This is a genomic window from Streptomyces sp. NPDC051109, assembly GCF_044455885.1.
Taxonomy (GTDB): Bacteria; Actinomycetota; Actinomycetes; order Streptomycetales; family Streptomycetaceae; genus Streptomyces.
Genome location: NZ_JBITFF010000009.1, coordinates 118400 through 137248 on the forward strand (window position 1 = coordinate 118400; position 18849 = coordinate 137248).

The 18849-nt window shown below is 69.6% G+C and carries 17 protein-coding genes; 7 read left to right on the top strand and 10 right to left on the bottom strand.

Annotated elements, in window-relative coordinates:
- Positions 1-3: 3 nt before the first annotated feature.
- A complete protein-coding gene (gene xerC, locus ACIBAD_RS18800) occupies positions 4-1032 on the bottom strand; it encodes a tyrosine recombinase XerC (protein ID WP_398907744.1) in 1029 nt (342 codons plus the stop codon).
- Between the two features lie 692 nt (positions 1033-1724).
- Between xerC (ACIBAD_RS18800) and ACIBAD_RS18805 the strand changes: the two genes are divergently transcribed.
- Positions 1725-2954, top strand: a complete 1230-nt coding sequence (locus tag ACIBAD_RS18805; RefSeq protein WP_398907745.1) for an MFS transporter — start codon at positions 1725-1727, stop codon at positions 2952-2954.
- Positions 2955-3127: 173 nt separating this feature from the next.
- Here ACIBAD_RS18805 and ACIBAD_RS18810 read toward each other — a convergent pair whose 3' ends face one another.
- The 4 genes from ACIBAD_RS18810 to ACIBAD_RS18825 form a co-directional block, all read right to left on the bottom strand.
- Entirely contained in the window at positions 3128-4471 is a 1344-nt protein-coding gene (locus tag ACIBAD_RS18810; RefSeq protein WP_398907746.1) for a hypothetical protein, read from the bottom strand.
- A 131-nt stretch (positions 4472-4602) separates the two neighbouring features.
- Positions 4603-5571 (bottom strand): thioredoxin-disulfide reductase, encoded by a 969-nt coding sequence (gene trxB, locus ACIBAD_RS18815; protein WP_398907861.1) that lies wholly within the window; start codon positions 5569-5571, stop codon positions 4603-4605.
- Between the two features lie 36 nt (positions 5572-5607).
- Positions 5608-6027: an arsenate reductase ArsC gene (locus ACIBAD_RS18820; RefSeq protein WP_398907747.1), complete on the bottom strand. Its 420-nt coding sequence runs from the start codon at positions 6025-6027 to the stop codon at positions 5608-5610.
- Positions 6028-6075: 48 nt separating this feature from the next.
- Positions 6076-6705: a three-helix bundle dimerization domain-containing protein gene (locus ACIBAD_RS18825; protein ID WP_398907748.1), complete on the bottom strand. Its 630-nt coding sequence runs from the start codon at positions 6703-6705 to the stop codon at positions 6076-6078.
- Between the two features lie 76 nt (positions 6706-6781).
- Between ACIBAD_RS18825 and ACIBAD_RS18830 the strand changes: the two genes are divergently transcribed.
- The 4 genes from ACIBAD_RS18830 (at position 6782) to ACIBAD_RS18845 (ending at position 9411) form a co-directional block, all read left to right on the top strand.
- Positions 6782-7096: a helix-turn-helix transcriptional regulator gene (locus tag ACIBAD_RS18830; RefSeq protein WP_069931123.1), complete on the top strand. Its 315-nt coding sequence runs from the start codon at positions 6782-6784 to the stop codon at positions 7094-7096.
- 35 nt (positions 7097-7131) lie between these two features.
- Complete coding sequence (locus tag ACIBAD_RS18835) at positions 7132-7923, top strand: aquaporin (RefSeq protein WP_398907749.1); 792 nt, start codon at positions 7132-7134, stop codon at positions 7921-7923.
- A complete protein-coding gene (locus ACIBAD_RS18840; protein WP_398907750.1) occupies positions 7920-8975 on the top strand; it encodes an ArsO family NAD(P)H-dependent flavin-containing monooxygenase in 1056 nt (351 codons plus the stop codon). The genes ACIBAD_RS18835 and ACIBAD_RS18840 overlap by 4 nt, the downstream gene beginning before the upstream one ends.
- A 154-nt stretch (positions 8976-9129) precedes the next feature.
- Positions 9130-9411, top strand: coding sequence for a hypothetical protein (locus ACIBAD_RS18845; protein WP_398907751.1), 282 nt, complete (start codon positions 9130-9132; stop codon positions 9409-9411).
- Between the two features lie 72 nt (positions 9412-9483).
- Here ACIBAD_RS18845 and ACIBAD_RS18850 read toward each other — a convergent pair whose 3' ends face one another.
- The 3 genes from ACIBAD_RS18850 to ACIBAD_RS18860 all read right to left on the bottom strand — a co-directional run bounded on the left by ACIBAD_RS18850 (position 9484) and on the right by ACIBAD_RS18860 (position 11049).
- Positions 9484-10023, bottom strand: a complete 540-nt coding sequence (locus ACIBAD_RS18850; RefSeq protein ID WP_398907752.1) for a DinB family protein — start codon at positions 10021-10023, stop codon at positions 9484-9486.
- 172 nt (positions 10024-10195) lie between these two features.
- Positions 10196-10690, bottom strand: a complete 495-nt coding sequence (locus ACIBAD_RS18855) for a GNAT family N-acetyltransferase (protein WP_398907753.1) — start codon at positions 10688-10690, stop codon at positions 10196-10198.
- Positions 10687-11049 carry an ArsR/SmtB family transcription factor gene (locus ACIBAD_RS18860; protein ID WP_398907754.1) on the bottom strand — a complete coding sequence of 121 codons (363 nt, stop codon included), beginning with the start codon at positions 11047-11049 and terminating at the stop codon, positions 10687-10689. Before ACIBAD_RS18860 ends, ACIBAD_RS18855 begins: the two co-directional genes overlap by 4 nt.
- A 114-nt stretch (positions 11050-11163) precedes the next feature.
- Between ACIBAD_RS18860 and ACIBAD_RS18865 the strand changes: the two genes are divergently transcribed.
- Together ACIBAD_RS18865 and ACIBAD_RS18870 are read left to right on the top strand one after the other, a co-directional pair.
- On the top strand, positions 11164-12528 hold the full coding sequence (locus ACIBAD_RS18865; RefSeq protein WP_398907755.1) for an NAD(P)-binding domain-containing protein: 1365 nt from the start codon (positions 11164-11166) through the stop codon (positions 12526-12528).
- Complete coding sequence (locus ACIBAD_RS18870) at positions 12525-13766, top strand: MFS transporter (protein WP_398907862.1); 1242 nt, start codon at positions 12525-12527, stop codon at positions 13764-13766. The genes ACIBAD_RS18865 and ACIBAD_RS18870 overlap by 4 nt, the downstream gene beginning before the upstream one ends.
- A 640-nt stretch (positions 13767-14406) precedes the next feature.
- Here ACIBAD_RS18870 and xerC (ACIBAD_RS18875) read toward each other — a convergent pair.
- Both xerC (ACIBAD_RS18875) and ACIBAD_RS18880 read right to left on the bottom strand, forming a co-directional pair.
- Entirely contained in the window at positions 14407-15573 is a 1167-nt protein-coding gene (xerC, locus tag ACIBAD_RS18875) for a tyrosine recombinase XerC (protein WP_398907756.1), read from the bottom strand.
- A 1004-nt stretch (positions 15574-16577) separates the two neighbouring features.
- Positions 16578-18437 (bottom strand): ATP-dependent nuclease, encoded by a 1860-nt coding sequence (locus ACIBAD_RS18880; protein WP_398907757.1) that lies wholly within the window; start codon positions 18435-18437, stop codon positions 16578-16580.
- Positions 18438-18849: the final 412 nt, after the last annotated feature.

An 18849-nucleotide genomic window follows, 5' to 3' on the forward strand; every position in this document is an offset into this window, starting at 1 on the left:
GTGTCACAGGTCGTGGACCGTGACCCTGGGGACACCGGCTTCGGCGGAGAGACGGCGAAGTCGGTCCAGAACCTGATGAGGTCCGAGCGGTCGGCCGTCGGGTCGACAGAACACGAGTCCGGCGAACGGATCGTCAGGATCGCCGCGGGTTCGAGGCATTGTTTGCGCGCGGTGCCGTAGGGCTGTGGCGACACGGGGTGAGATGGCGACCCAGCCGCGGCTCGACCGGGTCTTCGGTGAGGTGATGACGAGGTGGTTGTTGTCGATGGCTGAGAGGGTGCAGCGCACGTAGAAGACGCCCTGGTCGAGGTGGACGTCGTCCCAGTGGAGGCCGAGGGCTTCGCCTCTGCGCAGGCCGGTGCCGATGAGGAACTCGAACAGGTCGGCCATCTCGGGATCGGCATGGTGGCAGTAGGTGAGGAAGCGGGCGGCTTCCTCCGCCGTCCAGATGCGACGCTCCGGCGATGGTGGTCGGTGTAGGAGCGGGGGACGGGCCGGGTTGTGGGCCAGACGGTGTTGGCGCACGGAGTCGCCGAGGGCGCTGGAGAGGGTGGCCAGGCACCGGTAGAGGGTGGTCTCGCCGCGGCCGGCGGCGAGCTGGCAGGTGACGTAGGCCGAGATGTGTCGGTGGGCAAGCTGGTCGAGCTTGAGGGTGCCGAAGGCCGGGATGAGGTCGTTGCGGACGTAGTCGCGATAGCGGGCCATGGTGGTCGGCTTCAGCACGAGGGCCTTCGCCGCCAGCCACGCGTTCAGATAGGCGGTGACCGTCTGGTTCGGGTCCGCGTTGTATCCGCCGGCCTCGCCCTCGAGGAAGCGGCTCAGGGCCTGCTCGGCCGTGTCCTGCGTGGGGAAGCCGCCCCGGCGCACCGTGGTGCGGCGCCGGTCCGGGGTGGGGACATCGACGGCGAAGCTCCAGGTGCCGTGCTCGCCGTCGGTGACCAGGTGGGGGCAGTGTGTGCCGAGCTGGCGGCGGTGGTTGTCCCTGCAGCCACAGCGGCGGTAGATACGGCCGCGGCCGACGCTGGTACGCATGGGTATCGCCTCCGGGAGGCGGAGGGAAGTGGGTACCTCCAGCCTGCGACCACAGGCGACCACCACGCCTCTCACGAGCGTCTGACCAGCCGGTTTCCCTTGTTGCCGCGCCAAGGGCCCCACTCAGGAGAGCGTCAGCAGATTCTTCGTCTGCTGGTGGTACACGATCAGCGCCTCCGATGACCAGGCAAAACGTACGTCGATCGCCGGAGTGTTCACAGCTTGGTCCGCAACTGGCCCGGATCTTGGTTGGCTTGGGCGGAGGACTGGAGCGCCGGGTCCGGGCTGCACTTGATGGCGAGGCCGTCGTCGCTGGGGCGCCACCGCGTTCGATACTCCCGTACGTCGCAGAAGCGCTGCCATGGCGGACAGATCGACTGATCCGGGGCAGCGATAGCCAGTCGTGGCACGAGGAGGCCGCGAAAGTCGGCCGGCGCACGCTCGCGGAGGTTGACGCGACGACTGCCGGGCGTTCGGGGACTCCGTCCCGGGCGAAGCTCGAACGGGAGCCCGAACGATGGGCAGGCAGGGGCAGCCCGGATCACAGTTCCGTTGCGTAGATGCGCTCGAAGACTCGGGTTCTCCTGCGATCTGCGAGGTCGGCGGCCTCGGAGAGATCGCAGATCCCGGCCTGCGCAGCTGGTGGGATCGTCCACTGTGAACGACTCCTTCCGCCCGTCAGACTGCCCAACATGACTGACACCGCGCCGCCCGCTGACACCACACCCGACCAGGACAAGTGGCTGAGCCCGGGCGTCAAAGGCATCGGCTCGGCCAGTTTCCTCGCAGACGTCGGCCACGAGATCCCGACCGCGCTGCTGCCCTCCCTGCTGACCTCCACGCTCGGCGCTCCCGCCGCTGCACTGGGGGCGATCGAGGGTATTTCCGACGCGCTGGCGGGGGCGGCCAGGTTCGGTGGCGGCGTCCTCGCCGACGACCCGGCGCGACGTCGGAAGGTCGCCGTCGGCGGGTACGCGACGACCGCAGTACTGGGCGCGGCAACCGCAGGCGCCACTGCGGTGTGGCAGGTGGGACTTCTCCGTGCCGCCGCCTGGACCGCACGCGGGCTTCGGGTGCCTGCCCGCAACGCCCTGCTGGCGGACATCGTCCCGGCCAGGGCGTACGGACGGGCGTACGGGTTCGAGCGGATGATGGACAACCTCGGCGCGATCTTCGGCCCCCTCCTCGCGCTGGGTCTGGTCGCCTGGGTAGGCGTCCAGTGGGCGATCGGCCTCTCCGTCATTCCCGGTCTGCTGGCCGCCGGCGCAATCGTCTACGCCATCCGCAAGACCCCTCGCCCGACCAGCCGGGACAAGGTGCCCCTCAGGATCCGCGTCAAGCCCGTCCTCCACGGTGATCTCGGCAGGCTGCTGGGCGCGGTCGCCGCGTTCGAGGTCGGCAACGTCGCCGCCACCCTGCTGATCCTGCGCGCCTCGGACCTGCTGACCCCCGAACACGGCACCAAGACCGCGACCACCATCGCGCTCGGCCTCTACACCGCCTACAACGTGGCCGCCACCATCGCCTCCGTGCCCGCCGGGCGGCTTTCCGACAGGCTCGGCGTCCGGGGCCCTGTTCTCGTCCTCGCCGCAGGGGTCGCCGCCTTCGCCTTCTCCTACGGCCTGTTCGCTGTCGACGCCACGGCCATTGCCTTCCTTGCGGTGCCGTTCGTCCTGGCCGGCGTCGGGATCGGCGCAGTCGAGACCGCCCAGCACTCCGCCGTCGCGGCCCTCGCACCCAAGGACCTGCGCGGCTCCGCCTTCGGCATGCTCGCCACCGTCCAGTCCCTCGGCAACCTCGCAGCCAGCACCATCGCCGGCATCCTCTGGACCACCATTTCCCCGACCGCGGCCTTCACCTACCTCACCGTCTGGATGGTGCTGGCCCTGGCCGGGCTGCTGACCTCTGCCCGCCGCCGATAGCAGCCGGGGCCGCGGCCTGGCTCGACGGGAGAGGACTCGGCCTGGCTCTTGCGGCTCGTCACGAGATGAGCTCGCGTTCCCTTGCCGCCGCTCTCGAGCGTCTGCTGTTGGCAGTGGCGTGAGCGACCGCGGCCTTCTGGGAGTCGACCGGCTCCCAGAAGGCCTGCGTGGCATCAGCGCAGACGGAGGCGGCGCAGCGCCATCACGGTGCCGTCGGGGTGTAAGGAGACGGGGCCGCGCCACTTTGAGTCCCAGGGGTCGGCGGGCCAGGAGGAGCGGAGTGCGTGCGCCTCGTGGCGGTACTGCTCGACCCTGCCTTCTCGTAGGTGCTCGAAGAGGTCCTCGGCGAGGCCGGAGAAGGCCTCGACCCGGATCCCGTTGAGGCGGAAGACGTGATCGGTGCCCACGAAGTTCTTGCCGTGGATGGTGTGGGTGACGTCTTGGACGATGCCGGTGCCGGCGTGGGTGAAGGTCTCGAAGTGCCGCTTGCCCTGGCGCTTGGTGAGGTAGCGCGCTGTCGGTTCACCGCCGCCGGTGAACGCCATCAGACCGGCGGCATCAGCCTGGGCGAGAACGCGGCCGAACCAGCCGTGCTCCTCCGGCTGGAGGTGGTATCCGGGCAGGACGACCGGCTTCTCGTCCGGCTCGGTGGGCACGTGGATGCCGGGGACGATGGCGCGGTCCTCGACCGAAGGGTCGAGGGTCACGGTCGTCGGCAGCCGCAGGGTGCCGTCGCCGGGGGCCTGGAGCAGGTAGACGGTGATGTTCTCGCTCTTCTTGGGGAGCGTCGTACCGAAGACCAGGGACGGAGTCTCGTTGTACGGGCCGATGTGGATGCCCTCCACATCGGCGGAGGCGGTGGCGAGCTGCTTGTGTACCTGGGACACGTTGCCGTGGGTGCCCTTGCAGGTCACCGGGATGACCCGGGACGGCTCACCCGGTTTCCAGACCTCCAGGAAGAAGTTCGGTCGCCTTGGGGCGCTGCTGCGCCCGGCCTCCTTGCCGGTCAGCTCCCAGCCGGCCCGCATGGCTATCTCGGCGTCGATGACCGAGACCGAGTGATCCGGATACTGCGCGGCGAGCACGCGCTGGGCGAGCGCGAGGGCGAAGCCGATGCTCAGCTCGCCCGACTGGGTGGCAGCGTAGTGGCGCCGCGGGTTGCGGCCCTCTGTCGAAAGGGCCATGTAGCGGCCGTCGTTACCGGTCAGGGCTTGGCAGTACTTCAGGCTTGCCCAGTGCTCGGCGAGGCCTCGTCCGGCGCCTTGCCGGGCGAGGACGTTGGCCCGGCCCAGGGTGTGGAGGACGTCCCAAGGGGTGAGCTGGAGCGACAGGCCGAGCGGCTTCAGGGGCAAGGGGCGGAGTTCCGGTTTGCGGCGCAGGGGCGCCTGGTTCTTCTCCTGCTTGGCCTTGTCGTCCGCGGCCGCCGCTTTCGCGACGCTGCCCGCAAGTTCCGTTGTCGACTGGACGGATACGTGCCACGGTTGCGCGAGATCCCTCAGTACGTCTGCTCGCTTCAAGCTGCTTCCCCCTACGGCTCGTACGGGTGTTACAGGCCAACGTCGCAAGCTACGTGGGGGAGTAGGGGCGCATGAAGGGCGTACGCGCGCACGTGATCAGGGTGGCCCGCGCGCGAGGCGGGGCCACCCAGTCAGGCCTTGGCAGGCTCCAGTTCGGCTTCTGTGCTGTTCCCGTCGCCGAGTGCGGCGAGGTAGCGCTCGGCGTCGAGGGCCGCGGCGCACCCGGTGCCGGCTGCGGTGATGGCCTGGCGGTACGTGTGGTCGACCACGTCGCCGGCGGCGAAGACGCCGGGGATGTTCGTACGGGCCGACGGCGAGGCGGTCTGGATGTAGCCCTCGTCGTCGAGGTCGAGCTGGCCGGTGAACAGCTCGGTGCGCGGGTCGTGCCCGATCGCGATGAACAGGCCGGTGACGTCCAGGTCGCGGGTCTTGCCGGTGAAGGTGTCGCGCAGGACGATGCTCGCCAGCATGCCGTCCTTCTCCTTGATCTCGGCGATCTCACTGTCGAAAGCGAAGGAGATCTTGTCGTCGGTGAAGGCCCGATCCTGCATGACCTTGGAGGCACGCAGGGCGGAGCGGCGGTGGACGACTGTGACCGAGCGGGCGAAGCGGGTGAGGAAGGTGGCTTCCTCCATAGCGGTGTCGCCGCCACCGACCACGACGATGTCGCGGTCGCGGAAGAAGAACCCGTCGCAGGTCGCGCACCAGGACACGCCCCGGCCGGAGAGCTCGTCTTCCTTGGGCAGGCCGAGCTTGCGGTAGCCGGATCCGGTCGCGATGATCACCGTCTTCGCGCGGTGGACGGTGCCTTCGGAGTCGGTGACTTCCTTGATGGTGCCGGTGAGGTCGACGGAGACGATGTCGTCGTCGATCATCTCGGCGCCGAACTTCTCCGCTTGGGCCCGCATGTTGGTCATGAGGTCCGGGCCGTCGACGCCGTCCGGGAAGCCGGGGAAGTTCTCGACCTCGGTCGTCGTCGTCAGCGAGCCGCCGACGAAGATCGAGCTGCCGAACAGCAGGGGCTTCAGCTGTGCGCGGGCGGTGTAGAGGGCCGCGGTGTATCCAGCGGGGCCCGAGCCGATGATGATGACGTTGCGTATGCCGTCAGCGTCGGTGGTGGTCGCGTCGGTCACGGGTCAGCCCTGCTTCTTGGCGTCGATCTCGGCGATCAGGCCCTCGATGAGGCCCTTGATCTCGTCGCGGATGGGGCGGACGGCCTCGACGCCCTGGCCTGCCGGGTCCTCGAGCTGCCAGTCGAGGTAGGTCTTGCCGGGGAAGTACGGGCAGGCGTCGCCGCAGCCCATGGTGATGATGTAGTCGGACGCCTTGGCGGCCTCGGGGGTGAGGACCTTCGGCTTCTGGTCGGAGATGTCGATGCCCAGCTCGGCCATGGCGGCGACGGCCGAGGGGTTGATCTGCTCGCCGGGCATGGAACCGGCGGAGCGGACCTCGACGCGGTCGCCGGCGAGGTGGCGCAGGAACCCGGCCGCCATCTGGGAGCGGCCCGCGTTGTGGATGCAGACGAACAGGACGGAGGCGGCAGGAGCGGAGGACATCTGTTCTTCCTTGGGGTGAGGCGACTGCGGTGGGGATGTGCGGGGGCTTCAGGGGGCGAGCTGAGTGAGCAGCTCGCTGATGTGGGCGTCGATGGCGTCACGGATGTCGCGTACGACGGCGATCGGGGCGCCGTCGGGGTCGGCGACGGGCCAGTCGAGGTAGAGGCGGCCGGGCACGACGGGACAGGCGTCGCCACAGCCCATCGTGATCACGATGTCGGCGGCCTCGACGACTTCCGAGGTCAAGGGCTTGGGATAGGCCTCGGCCAGGTCCGTGCCCGCCTCGGTGAGGGCCTGGGCGATGTGCGGCTCCACCTCGTCGGCGGGGTGGGTGCCCGCTGAGGAGACGGTGACGCGTTCGCCCGCCCGGTGTGCGAGGAGGGCGGCGGCCATCTGGGAGCGGCCGGCGTTGTGGCTGCACACGAACAGGACTCGCGTCGGGCCGCTCGTCAGCCCTTGGGTGTGGGCGAGGGCGTCCAGGCGCTCGGCGGTCAGCCGTTCCGCCAGCACGACCAGGTGCGTACGGATCCGGGCGTGCTCGGCGAGACGCGCGTACGAGTCGGCAAGCAGGCCCAGCACGGTTTCCGGCGCGAAGTGGCCGGCGTACCGGGAGGCGAGACGGGCAGCCCCCGCAGCCAGGCGTTCGTCCGGCAGGAGGGGCGAGGAGGGCGAGGGCATGGCGATCCCGTTCAAAGGAGCCAATAAGGTCAGCTCGGGCTGGTGTCAGCCCCAGCTGATGTGACAGTATCAGCACATGATGACGTCAGTCGACACTGATCTGATCCGGGTTCTGGCCGACCCGCTCAGGCTCCAGATCGTGACCCTGCTCGCGCGCGAGACGCTGTGCACCACCCACCTCGTGGAGGAGACGGGTGCCAAGCAGACAAACCTCTCCAACCACCTGAAGGTGCTGCGCGAGGCTGGGGTCGTGGAGACGGAGCCCTGCGGAAGGTACATCTACTACCGCCTGCGCCCGGAAGTCATCGAAGCCCTCGCCGGTCAGTTCGCCGACCTCGCCACGACCGCGCGCGCCACCGCCGAAGCGAACCTCAAGCGGTCCTGCCCATAGCCCGCTCTGCCTCACCTGCCCGAGGAGAACCCGTCTTGACCGCCACCGAGCCCGTCGCCGCCCCCACGGCGGAGAGCGACATAGCCGCCGACGAGCCCCAGCCCGCACCCGGCGCGACCCCGCCCCGCACCCCGCTGATCGCCCGCGCCGCCGCCGAGCTGGTCGGCACCGCGGCTCTGGTCGCGATCGTCGTCGGCTCCGGCATCCAGGCCACCGAGCTCACCCAGGACGTGGCTCTCCAGCTGCTGGCCAACTCCACCGCCACCGTGTTCGGGCTCGGCGTACTCATCGCCCTGCTCGGTCCGGTCTCCGGCGCGCACTTCAACCCCGCCGTCACCCTGGCCGAGTGGTGGACCGCCCGCCGCGGCGGCGCCGGAGTCACCGCCCGCGAGCTTGCCGTGTACGTGCCCTCGCAGATCGTCGGCGCGATCGCGGGCGCGATCCTCGCGGACGCGATGTTCGGCGAGCCCCTGGTGAAATGGTCCACCCACGACCGCTCCGCCGGGAACCTCCTCCTCGGCGAGGTCGTCGCGACGGCCGGCCTGATCCTGCTGATCTTCGGCCTGGCCCGCACCGACCGGCTCCGCTTCGCGCCCGTCGCCGTCGCCTCGTACATCGGCGCCGCGTACTGGTTCACCTCCTCCACCTCCTTCGCCAACCCAGCCGTCACCATCGGCCGCGCCTTCACCGACACCTTCGCGGGCATCGCCCCCGGCTCGGTGGCCGGCTTCGTCGGCATGCAGCTCGTCGGTGCCGTGGTGGGCCTGGCGCTCGTGGCGGTCATCTTCATGCGCCCGCAGACCGAGCAGGGTCAGCCCGCGGCATGACGTGCAGCACGGGTGTGGTGGTGATCGGCGGCGGCCAAGCAGGGCTCGCCGCCGGCTACCACCTGCGCCGCCTGGGCATCGAGCATGTCGTCCTCGATGCCCAGGTGGCACCTGGCGGGGCCTGGCAGCACACCTGGGACTCCCTCCATCTGTTCTCGCCGGCCGCATACTCCTCGCTGCCCGGTCGGCTGATGCCCGCCCAGCCCGGCCAGACGTATCCGGACGCGCAGCATGTCGTGGAGTACCTCGCCGACTACGAGAAGCGTTACGAGCTGCCGGTCCAGCGCGGCGTGTGGGTCGACGCGGTCCATCGCGACGGCCCTTGTCTGCGGGTGGAGAGCGACGCGGGCGACTGGCGGGCCCGCGCGGTCATCAGCGCGACAGGCACCTGGACCCGCCCGTTCATCCCCGCGATCCCCGGTCGCCGGGAGTTCTCCGGACGCCAGCTCCACACGGTGCAGTACAAGAGCCCGGTCGAGTTCGCCGGCCAGCGGGTGCTCGTGGTGGGCGGCGGCAACTCCGGTGCCCAGATCGCCGCCGACCTCGCCTCTGTGGCCGATCTGAGCTGGGTCACCCAGCGTCCGCCCCGCTACCTGGCCGACGACATCGACGGCAGGGTCCTGTTCTACGCCGCCACCGTCCGCCGCCGCGCCCTGGACGCCGGACGCACCGACACCGGTGGCGTGGCCTCCCTCGGCGACATCGTCGCCGTACCGCCTGTACGGGCTGCCCGCGACGCCGGGCTCCTCCCCGCCACGCCCATGTTCAGGCGCCTCACCACGACGGGTGTCGAATGGGTCGACGGCACCCGGGCCGAAGCCGACGCGATCATCTGGTGCACCGGCTTCCGCCCCGCCCTCGCCCACTTCGCCGCCTTGCGCCTGCGTGGCACCCGAGGCCACATCGCCACCGAAGGCACTCGCGCCGTCGGCGAGCCCCGGCTTCACCTGCTCGGCTACGGCGACTGGACAGGCCCCGCCTCGGCAACCCTCATCGGCGTGGGTCGCACGTCGCGTGACGCAGCTCGTGAGATCGCCGGTCTGCTCGGCTGATCAGGGCAGCATGTCCGGGCTCCTGACTTCCGCGGCGACGGCCACAGTCAGGATGGCGGGGCGCGCGGCAGGCAGCCTCTCCTGGCCGCCCAGCGCAGGAGCCCAAGGGGCAGGAGACTGAGAGAGTACGGGACGCAGCCGGCGGGAGACGACCATGGCCAGGCATCACGAATTTCATGCCGATCGGGCCGGGCATTCGATCACGTTGGCCGTCCACGGCGATCACCCGCACGTGATCGAGCTACTGGTCGATGGCAAGGAACTCGGCCGTCGAACCGCCCGCACGGGCAGCTGGATCCTGGATGCCGAACTGGCCATCGATCCCCCCACGCCGATCCGGGTACGGGTCCATCTCCCGCATACGGCCAGTACGCCCCGCTGCACGCTGGAGATGGACGGTATTGAAGAGGCCATGGCGCAGCGGGCTGATGTCTGAACCGGCGCGGCCCGTGAGATCGCCGACCTGGTTGGGAAGCACGGGCTCGCAGCCGTCATCGGCGGGCCGGTGTCAGCAGGTGTCGGTCAGGGTGAGCTGGCGGTGATGGAAGTCGAAGTGCTGGGCCGGGTAGTGGTAGAGGTCCGTGACGGTCATGAAGTCGCGGAAGAAGGGATCCCACCGGACGGGGTAGTGCATCCCCAGGGTGAAGGCAGCCTCCGGCGCTGCGTCGAGGTGGCGGTGCAGACCGGCGATGACCCCGTCGAGCTTTGCGCCCATCCGCCGGTGGCCGTAGACCCTGACGGCTGCGACCGGCCCCAGGTAGTTGATGACATCGAATGGCCTGGTCGCGCTGTTCAGGAGCCGGGAGAAGGCTCGGCTGACGCCATGCGGCAGCTGTCCGAAGATCCGCATCAGGGCCAGCAGTGGCCGGATGAGGATGTAGCCGAAGAGCATGTGGAAGAGCAGTTGCTCGTTGGTCCAGCGGGTCCCTCGGGTGGGCAGGCTCAGGTCCGCCGGCTTGGCGGCGTCGAGAAGCTGATGGAACTCGACGCGGGCCCGGTCCAGCTCGTCATGGATCAGCTGGCGGTCCACCAGCGGCTCACCCGACATGGGCTCACCTGTCCCTCGCGTCGCAGGCTGTCCGGAGGACAGCCGTCCTCTGATGATGCCCCTCAGGGTCGGCGGGCGGCCGGACACTGCCGCGCACCTTTGGTTGTACGCGCCCAAGAGTGCAGGGTGTTCACCCCAACCGGGTCACCCGTTGCCAGTCCGGCCGGGCAAGTCAGACGACGGTGGGGCTTCGGCGTTCGACGAGGACGACGTCGCGCCAGGCTCCGTTGTGGCGGCCGATGCGCTCGCGGGTGCCGATGATCCGGAAGCCCGCCCGCTGATGGACGGCGAGGCTCGCGGTGTTCTCGGGGAAGATCCCTGACTGGATCGTCCAGATGCCTGTCGCCTCCGTGGAATTGACCAGAGCCTTCAGCAGGGCGGAGGCCACACCGCGTCCCCGCGCTCCCGGGTGGACGTAGACGGAGTGCTCCACGACGCCCGCATACGCGCAGCGGTCCGACACCGCGCTGGCCGCAACCCAGCCGAGGACTTTGCCGTCGGTGTCCACGGCGACGAAGCGGTGCTCGGGCAGCTTCGCGGCGTCGAAGGAATCCCATGCCGGCGCGGTGGTCTCGAAGGTGGCGTTGCCCTCGTCAATCCCCGCCTGGTAGATCGCCAGGACCTCATCCGCGTGCGCTTCGGCCAGCGGCGCGATCGTGATGCTCATGCGGCAGCCGCGCGGGTCAGCAGCTGTCCCATGGCGGCGAGCACCGAGGGCTCCACCCGGTAGTACACCCAGGTGCCACGCCGTTCGGAGGACAGCAGCCCTGCCTCCCGCAGCTTCTTCAGGTGATGGGAGACCGTCGGCTGGGACACGCCGACGTCGGAGATGTCGCACACGCATGCCTCGCCGCCCTCGTGCGAGGCGACCAGCGAGAACAGCCTCAGGCGGACCGGGTCGCCCAGGGCCTTGAACATGACGGCGGGCCGCTCGGCCTCCTCGGCCGTCAGCGGGCGCTCCGACAGGGGCGGGCAGCACGCCGCCACGGCCTCCGGCTCCAGCAGCGGCAACACCTTCGTAGTCATGCCCCCATCATCCGAGAAATTTCGACGGATGTCTATGTTGACGAACGTCGATCCAGGGTCCACTCTGGAGGCGTCAGGACATCGACAGACGTCGAATCAACTGGGGAGCCCGCCGTGAACGCATCCACCGAAGCCCTGCCCGTCGTCGTGATCGGCGCCGGCCCGATCGGACTCGCCGCGGCTGCACGGCTCATCGAGCGGGACATCGAGCCCCTGGTCCTCGAGGCCGGACCGGCCGCCGCGTCCGCCGTGCGCGACTGGTCGCACGTACGCCTCTTCTCCACCTGGTCCGAGGTCGTCGACCCCGAGGCCGAGAAGCTCCTCGCCCCCACTGGCTGGGTGAAGCCGGACGGTGCCGCTTACCCGTCCGGTGGCGACTGGGCCGAGCTCTACCTGCAGCCCCTGGCTGACATCCTCGGCGACCGTGTCCGCTACGACGCCACCGTCACCGGTGTCTCCCGCTCAGGCCGCGACCGCATCGTCGACGCCGACCGCGAGTCCCAGCCCTTCGTCGTTCACCTCACCGGCCCTGACGGCCGTGAGGAGAGGATCTTCGCCCGCGCCGTGATCGACGCCTCCGGCACCTGGTCCACCCCCAGCCCGGCCGGCGGCAGCGGCCTGCATGCACTCGGCGAGAAGAGTGCCGCAGAGCAGATCACGTATCGCGTCCCCGACCTCAAGGACCCGGCCGTCCGTGCCCGGTACGCCGGCAAGCGCACCGCCGTCATCGGCTCCGGCGCCTCCGCCTTCACCGCGCTCGCCTACCTCGCCGACCTCGCCAAGAACGAAGAGGACGGCACCGGGACGCATGCGACCTGGATCCTCCGTCGCGGCATCAGCGGCGCCACCTTCGGCGGCGCCGCCGCCGACCAGCTGCCCGCTCGGGGCGCCCTCGGCCTCGCCGCCAAGGCCGCAGTGGACGGCGGCTACGCCGACGCGGTCACGGGCTTCCGCACCGACGCCATCGAGAAGACCGAGGACGGTCGCCTGGTCCTGGTGGGCGAGGACGGCCGCCGCCTGGACCCGGTCGACGAGGTCATCGTCCTCACCGGCTTCCGCCCCGACCTCACCTTCCTCGACGAGCTGCGCCTCGGCCTCGACGAGCGACTCCAGGCCCCGGTCGAGCTCGCCCCGCTGATCGACCCCAACCAGCACTCCTGCGGCACTGTCTACCCGCACGGCGCGGGCGAGCTCTCCCACCCGGAGAAGGACCTCTACCTGGTGGGAATGAAGTCCTACGGCCGCGCCCCCACCTTCCTCGCCATGACCGGCTACGAGCAGGTCCGCTCCATCGCCGCCCACCTCGCCGGCGACCATGCAGCCGCCGAGCGCGTCGAACTCACCCTCCCGGAGACCGGCGTCTGCGGCGGCGCGGGCCTCTTCGACCAGCCCGAAGCCGCCGAAGAGACCGGCGGCGGCTGCTGCGCCGCCCCGGCCACCCTCACCATCGGCGCCCCCGCCTCCTCCGGCGGCTGCTGACCACCGTGCCCAACACCCAGGCCGACGTGGCCGTGACCGGAACGGGGGCCCGGCCACGGCCACGCGCCGTACTCCCAGCCCTGTGCGCCACGCAGATCACCAGCTGGGGCATCCTCTACTACGCCTTCCCCGTACTCCTCCCTCGCCTCACGGCCGACACCGGCTGGTCCGCCAACGCGACCACCGGCGCGTTCTCCCTCGCCCTGCTCGTCTCCGCCCTGGTGGGAATCCCTGTCGGCCGGATACTCGACCGCCGAGGTCCCCGAGCGGTGATGACCGCCGGATCCGGCATCGGCGTACTCGCCGTCCTGACCATCGCCGCCGCTCCCAACCTGCCCGTCTTCTTCCTCGGCTGGATCCTGGCCGGAATCGCCATGGCGGCCACCTTCTACCCGCCCGCCTTCGCGGCGATCACCCGCTGGTGGGGACCTGGCAGGGTCCGGGCGCTGACCATCGTCGCCCTGGCGGGCGGCCTGGCCTCCACGGTCTTCGCCCCCCTCACCGCCACCCTCGCGGAACACCTCAGCTGGCGGCAGACCTATGCCGTGCTCGCCCTCATCCTGGCCGCGATCACCATCCCGGCCCACGCCCTGGCCCTGCGAGCCCCCTGGCCCCCGGCGCCTCCGGCCCTGCCCACCACCGACCGCACCCCGATAGCAAAGACCCGTCCCTTCCTCGTCCTGGCGACGGCCTTCACCCTCTCCAGCTTCGCCATGTACGCCGTCGTCATTGGCCTGATCCCGCTCCTCACCGGGCGCGGCGCCGGCACCACAACCGCCGCTTGGGCCCTGGGACTCGGCGGCGCGGGCCAGACACTCGGCCGCACCCTCTACACGGGCCTGGCCGCCCGCACCACAGTCACCGCCCGCACGGTCACCCTCATAGCCCTCGGCGGCGCCACCACGGCGGCGCTCGCCCTCATCCCAGGTCCGCTGCCTCTGCTGGTCGTCCTCGCGGTCCTGGCAGGAGTCGTCCGCGGCAACCTCACCCTCCTGCAAGCCACCGCCGTCACCGACCGGTGGGGCACCACCCACTACGGCCGCCTCTCCGGACTCCTCGGCGCCCCTGCACACATCGCAGCCGCCCTCGCCCCCTGGGCTGGCGCCGCCCTGGCGGCCCCTCTCGGCGGCTACCCCCTGCTCTTCGGGCTGCTCGCGGTGCTCTCCGGTGTGGCCGCGTGCCTCGCAGTGTGGGGACGGAGTGACGCGACATCAGCTCCGGGAGTCAAGAGGGCATGATGCGAGCATCGATTCCCACGTCGTCCAGCTGGGTCTCGCCCTCAATCGGGAATACCGTTCGAAGGAGTCGGTGGAAGATGCAGCTTCCGGTTCTGTTCCGTGACTGGTCCGGGAGAATCCCGGCGCATCCTGCGGATGGCGACCGACGGCATCCTGCCGAACGTCTTCGCGGGCCAACTGCGGCGGCTACGCCGTACGCAGGCTGACCGACACCCAGCTCTCCTACTGTACCGATCGACCCGGACGCCCTGATCAAGCAGCTGGAAGAGCTTGCGGACTGGGGGCCCGGCGGGCACGAGGACTGCGACTGGGACGGTTCCTGGCGTTGGCGTGAGGTCATTCGCGACCTGCGACGCCGAGCCGAACGGAAGCGGCGGCACACCGCTTCCTGAGCCGCTTTCCCCCTCGTGGCCGTCTGTGATGTCTGGCGGGCCCGAGGGTCATGTGGTGCCCCTTGGGGACCAGTTGGGGACCAGCGCCTACGTCGATGGGCGCACAGCATGTACGGATGTGCACGCTGTGCGCCCTGAGATTGTGCTGTATGTCAGGATTTTTCCTCCGACCCATCTGGGGGTCAAGGGGTCGCAGGTTCAAATCCTGTCGTCCCGACCATGCTTTATGCAGGTCGGAGGCCGTTCTCTCATCCATGAGAGGACGGCCTTTTCCGTGCCCGGAGTACTGGTGGTCGCATTGTGGTCGCACGCCGGGTTCGGGGATGCTCCGCCGTGGTGCTGAACACGGGCGGGGCGGGGGAGCGGAGCCGGTTGAGGGCATCGCGGAGGTTCTGGAGGTGGTCGCGTGGTGGTCGCAGCCGTTCCAGCCAGGTCCGTCGATTGTCTCGTTTCTGGGCCAGGGTGAGGGTGTGGTCGATGGTGTCGACGGCTTCGCGGGCGGCTTGTTGAGTGAGGTGGCTGTAAAGGTTCGCGGTGGTCGACAGGGTGGAGTGCCGCAGGGTCTTGGAGACGACGGTGAGCGGGACTCCGGCGGTGATGGTGATGGTCGCGGCCAGGTGCCGCAGGTCGTGAACGGTGATGCGGGGAACGCCGGCTTCGTCTGACAGCTTTCGGAGCCGGTCGAGTACGCCCTGAGGGCGGAGTGGCCGGCCGTCGGGCTGGCAGAAGACCAGCCCGGTGAACGGATCGCCCGGGTCGCCGCGGGTGCGGGGAGCTGCTGGTTCCCGGTGCCGGAGGGCGGTGGCGACGCGGGGTGAGACGGCCACCCAGCCGCGGCTCGAGCGGGTTTTCGGCGTGGTGATGACCAGCCGGTTGTTGTCGATCGCGGACAGGGTGCAGCGGACGTAGAGGACCCGTTCGGGCAGGCGGACGTCATGCCAGTGGAGGCCGAGGGCTTCGCCTTTGCGCATGCCGGTGCCGATGAGGAACTCGAACAGGTCGGCCATGTCCGGGTCGGCCTGGTGGCAGTGCTGGAGGAAGCGGACGGCCTCGTCCGCGGTCCAGATCCGTCGCTCGGGCGATGGCGGCCGGTGCAGGGCTGGGGGACTGGCGGGGTTGTGGGGGAGGCGATGCTGGCGGACCGCGTCGCCGAGAGCGCTGGAGAGTGTGGCCAGGCAACGGTAGAGGGCGGTCTTGCCGCGGCCTGCGGCGAGCTCGCCGGTGACGAAGGCGGCGATGTGACGGTGGGCGAGTTGGTCGAGCTTGAGGGTGCCGAACGCGGGGACCAGGTCGTTGCGCACGTAGTCGCGGTAGCGGGCCATCGTCGTCGGCTTCAGTACCAGCGCCTTCGCCGCCAGCCATGTGTCCAGGTAGGCGGTGACGGTCTGGTTCGGGTCCACGTCGAACCCGCCCACCTCACCCTCACGGAACCGCCGCAAGGCCTCTTCGGCCGCATCCTGACTGGCGAAGCCGCCCCGGCGCACCGTCGACCGACGGTGGCCCGGGGCGGGGACGTCGACGGCGAAACCCCAGGTCCCGTGGGTGCTGTCGGCAAGCAGATGAGGACAGCGGGCACCTATCTGGTGACGGTGGGTGTCTCTGCAGCCGCAGCGGCGGTAGATGCGGCCTCGGGTGGCGCTGGTACGCATGGCGATCGCCTCCGAGAGGCGGAGAAGGGCCTGACATCCTCAGCGTGCGACCAGACACGACCACCACGCCCGTCAGAGAGGCCGTGACCAGCGAATTTCCCTTGTCTGTGCGCCAAGGGCCCCGCAGATTCTTCGTGTGCTGGTGGTACACGCCTCGCGTGGCCGCTGACCAGCGGAAACGGCCACGATTCGACCAAGCTGCAGGCGGCTGGTCCGCGTATGGCCCGGATCTTGGTCGGTACGGAGGGGACCTCTGACCGACGGCCCTTGGCTCGAATGGCCGTTCCCGTCGACCGTGGCGCCCTCCGTCGAGCGGCGGTCAGCGCAGATGGGGGCTAGTCCCACTCGAAACCTTACGAGCGCTGCGGGGTGTCGCCGCCCGCCTCCGTACCGTGCTGGCAGCTCCCGGCGAACGACCGCTCGCCGCGGATGCCCAGCGGAGCGGCCGCACGGGGCCGAGAAGGGCTGACCGCCCTCGCACGATTGCAGGACTGCTTCCGGTGAGCCTGGGCCTGCCGATTGTCAGTGCTGCGTGGGACTCTTTGGGTACACGACAGGGCGACGAGCAGAATGCTGAGGTGCAATGCCATGGCTGTGCGTGTTCGCCATTCAGGTCCCCCTGCGCCGTCCGGTTGCCGATGGTGCGGTGTGGAGAAAAGCCTCCATGGCCGGCGCTGGGTCTCGTCCGTCGGCGTGCACTCGTGGGAAGAACCGACCCGTGAGCAACGACTGAGCCGAATGAAGGCTCGCCGTGCACTACGCAGCCCGGCTCAGCCACCCTCCGGCCAGTAGGCCAGCCCTGCCTCGTGGGCCACCTTGATCACGTCCTGGAAGACCTGCACCAATGCGGCCGGCACATCGGCAGGCTCGCGCAGCCGGCGCGCCAGCTCGATGACCATGTACTCCTTCCTGTTCGGTGCGTCTTCGGAGTGCTCGCGCAGCATGCTGTGCAGTGCCTTGCTGAACTTGCCGCCCGACCTGAGGGCCGTGACATCCTGGACGGTCCACTGCAGTGCGTCCTTGCGGGGCCAGAGGGCGTTCATGGTGTCCGCCCACTGATCGTCGCCGAAGACGTCCTCCAACTCGTTCGGGTCACCCAGGAACAGGCAGTCTGCTTCGGTGAAGCCCTGCTTGTTCAGGTGGCTGATGTTGAACTGCTTCTGCTTGTCGCGCATGGTGTCGGCGTCGACGAGGAACACGACGGTGCGCCGGTGCTCCTTCAGGAACTTGGCGAAGCTCAGAGCACCGTCGTTGCCCTGGCAATTCCACAGCGCGATACCCGCAGACTGCATGGGATACCCGAAGGCACGCTTGAACAGAATGGGCAGCGCCGCGTACTCCGTGGGGCCCTCCACTCCGACGAAACACCGTTCGTGCAGCAGGACGCTGTTGCGGAAGCCCAGGGAGAGGGCCATGTTCGACATGAACCGACGGGTCTCGTCGTCGGTGTCCTCCGCGCCCAGCGACTGCACGTAGGCGCGCCCGTTCCGGCTGCGGAGGTGCACGATGTCCTGGATGTCGACGCCGTCGATCAGATTCAGCGAGTGGGTCGCCACGATCACGGTGGACTGTTCGGCAGACGCCGACACCTTGATCATTTCCATGATGCGGCGCTGGTGATCGTAGTCCAGGTGAGTGTCGGGCTCGTCGTAGGCGATGATCACCCCGCCGACGCTGTCCTCATGGTGCTCCGACAGCAGCTCCTGACTGGCCTCCCACAGCGCCAGGGACACACGCCGGGACCGGCCGGATCCCGCTGCCGGCAGCGAAACGGCACTCTGCCCCGGAGCCGTTGCGGTCAACGACAGCCCATGCACGGCTGGCCGGAACTGCACACCCGGATCCACGGTGAACGCATCGAGGGCGCACCGCTCCTCCACGAGCTTCTGCAGCCGCGCGACATCGCCCTTGAGGAGCACGGAGAACTCCTCCTCCAGGTCGCTGATCTTCTGCCGGGTCTCCTCACGCTGCGTGTACTCACGCAGCTTCGCCGTCAGGATGCTGCGCACCACCGCTTCCGGAGACTCGGCGGCGTCGCCCTTGAAGTACAGCAACTGCGGCAGTGCCGCGGCCACAGAATCGGGTGCTCCCACCCAGTCGGGGACCATCTCCGTTCCGGCGGCGTGCGCCTCGAGCGCCTCCACCCAACTGGCCTTCACGTTCGGCTGGTCCGTGCCCAACCGGACACCCAGCTCGGCAGCCAGCTCGCGCAGCTCGGTAACCTTCTGCCCGGGGATGTCACGCAGCTGCGCATTGCGGGGCGCGTCCGTCAGCCACTCCAGACGGCTGCCCTCGCCCTCCACATGACGACGACGCACCCGCAGTGATTCCCGGATACCCAGCGACTTCTGCTCTGCCGAGGACGGAACGAACCGGCCCTCCACCGTGACCGTACGGTGCTCTCCTCCCTCCTCGCGCGGCAGTGCCGCACGGGCCGGCTCTCCGACGGCGAAATCCGAGATGTCGCTGTCGTCCATGGCCCGCTCACCGAGGAGGAACGCGATCGCGTCGAGGGTCGCCGTCTTCCCGCAGTCGTTGTGCCCTGTCAAGATCGTCTGCTTGTGAATCGGGATGCCCCGGACGTCGCCCAGCGAGCGGAAATTGGTGACGCTGAGTTCGACGAGACGCACGGTGCTCCCTTGCAGTACGGCCAAACGCCCGCGGGGGACAGCCAGAGCCAGCCCCGTGAGACCCACCCGCTTCGACGTGTGGGAAAACTCTAGCGCCCACTGCGACACGGGAGCGGGGGGAGAGCCCAACGTTGCAGCCGTGGGGGGAAACAGGGCGCGAACGGGCGGGACCCTGCAGCCGTCGTTGGCGGGAGGCATCGGGCTCCTGGAGTGACGCCCCGGTTCCCCGCACCAGCGGCTTCCGTGCCCTCGGCCTCCTGGAGGCGAGGTGGACCAGACCGGCGCGCCGCCCGATGGAGGGCGTGGACGCCGTTGGGGGCGCTGGGGGAGGGGCGGACCTGTTGCGTTGCCTGCAGGCCCTTCTCCGGGAGCGTGGCGAACCCACTCCCCCGGCCGATGTCAGTACCCGTTC

Bases quoted from the DNA above. Each gene is read 5' to 3' on its own strand.
- ACIBAD_RS18805 (WP_398907745.1), top strand. From the start codon at position 1,725: ATGACTGACACCGCGCCGCCCGCTGACACCACACCCGACCAGGACAAG.
- ACIBAD_RS18855 (WP_398907753.1), bottom strand. From the start codon at position 10,690: ATGAGCATCACGATCGCGCCGCTGGCCGAAGCGCACGCGGATGAGGTC.
- xerC (WP_398907744.1), bottom strand. From the start codon at position 1,032: ATGCGTACCAGCGTCGGCCGCGGCCGTATCTACCGCCGCTGTGGCTGC.
- ACIBAD_RS18820 (WP_398907747.1), bottom strand. From the start codon at position 6,027: ATGTCCTCCGCTCCTGCCGCCTCCGTCCTGTTCGTCTGCATCCACAAC.
- ACIBAD_RS18830 (WP_069931123.1), top strand. From the start codon at position 6,782: ATGATGACGTCAGTCGACACTGATCTGATCCGGGTTCTGGCCGACCCG.
- ACIBAD_RS18850 (WP_398907752.1), bottom strand. From the start codon at position 10,023: ATGTCGGGTGAGCCGCTGGTGGACCGCCAGCTGATCCATGACGAGCTG.
- ACIBAD_RS18845 (WP_398907751.1), top strand. From the start codon at position 9,130: ATGGCCAGGCATCACGAATTTCATGCCGATCGGGCCGGGCATTCGATC.
- ACIBAD_RS18840 (WP_398907750.1), top strand. From the start codon at position 7,920: ATGACGTGCAGCACGGGTGTGGTGGTGATCGGCGGCGGCCAAGCAGGG.
- ACIBAD_RS18860 (WP_398907754.1), bottom strand. From the start codon at position 11,049: ATGACTACGAAGGTGTTGCCGCTGCTGGAGCCGGAGGCCGTGGCGGCG.
- ACIBAD_RS18825 (WP_398907748.1), bottom strand. From the start codon at position 6,705: ATGCCCTCGCCCTCCTCGCCCCTCCTGCCGGACGAACGCCTGGCTGCG.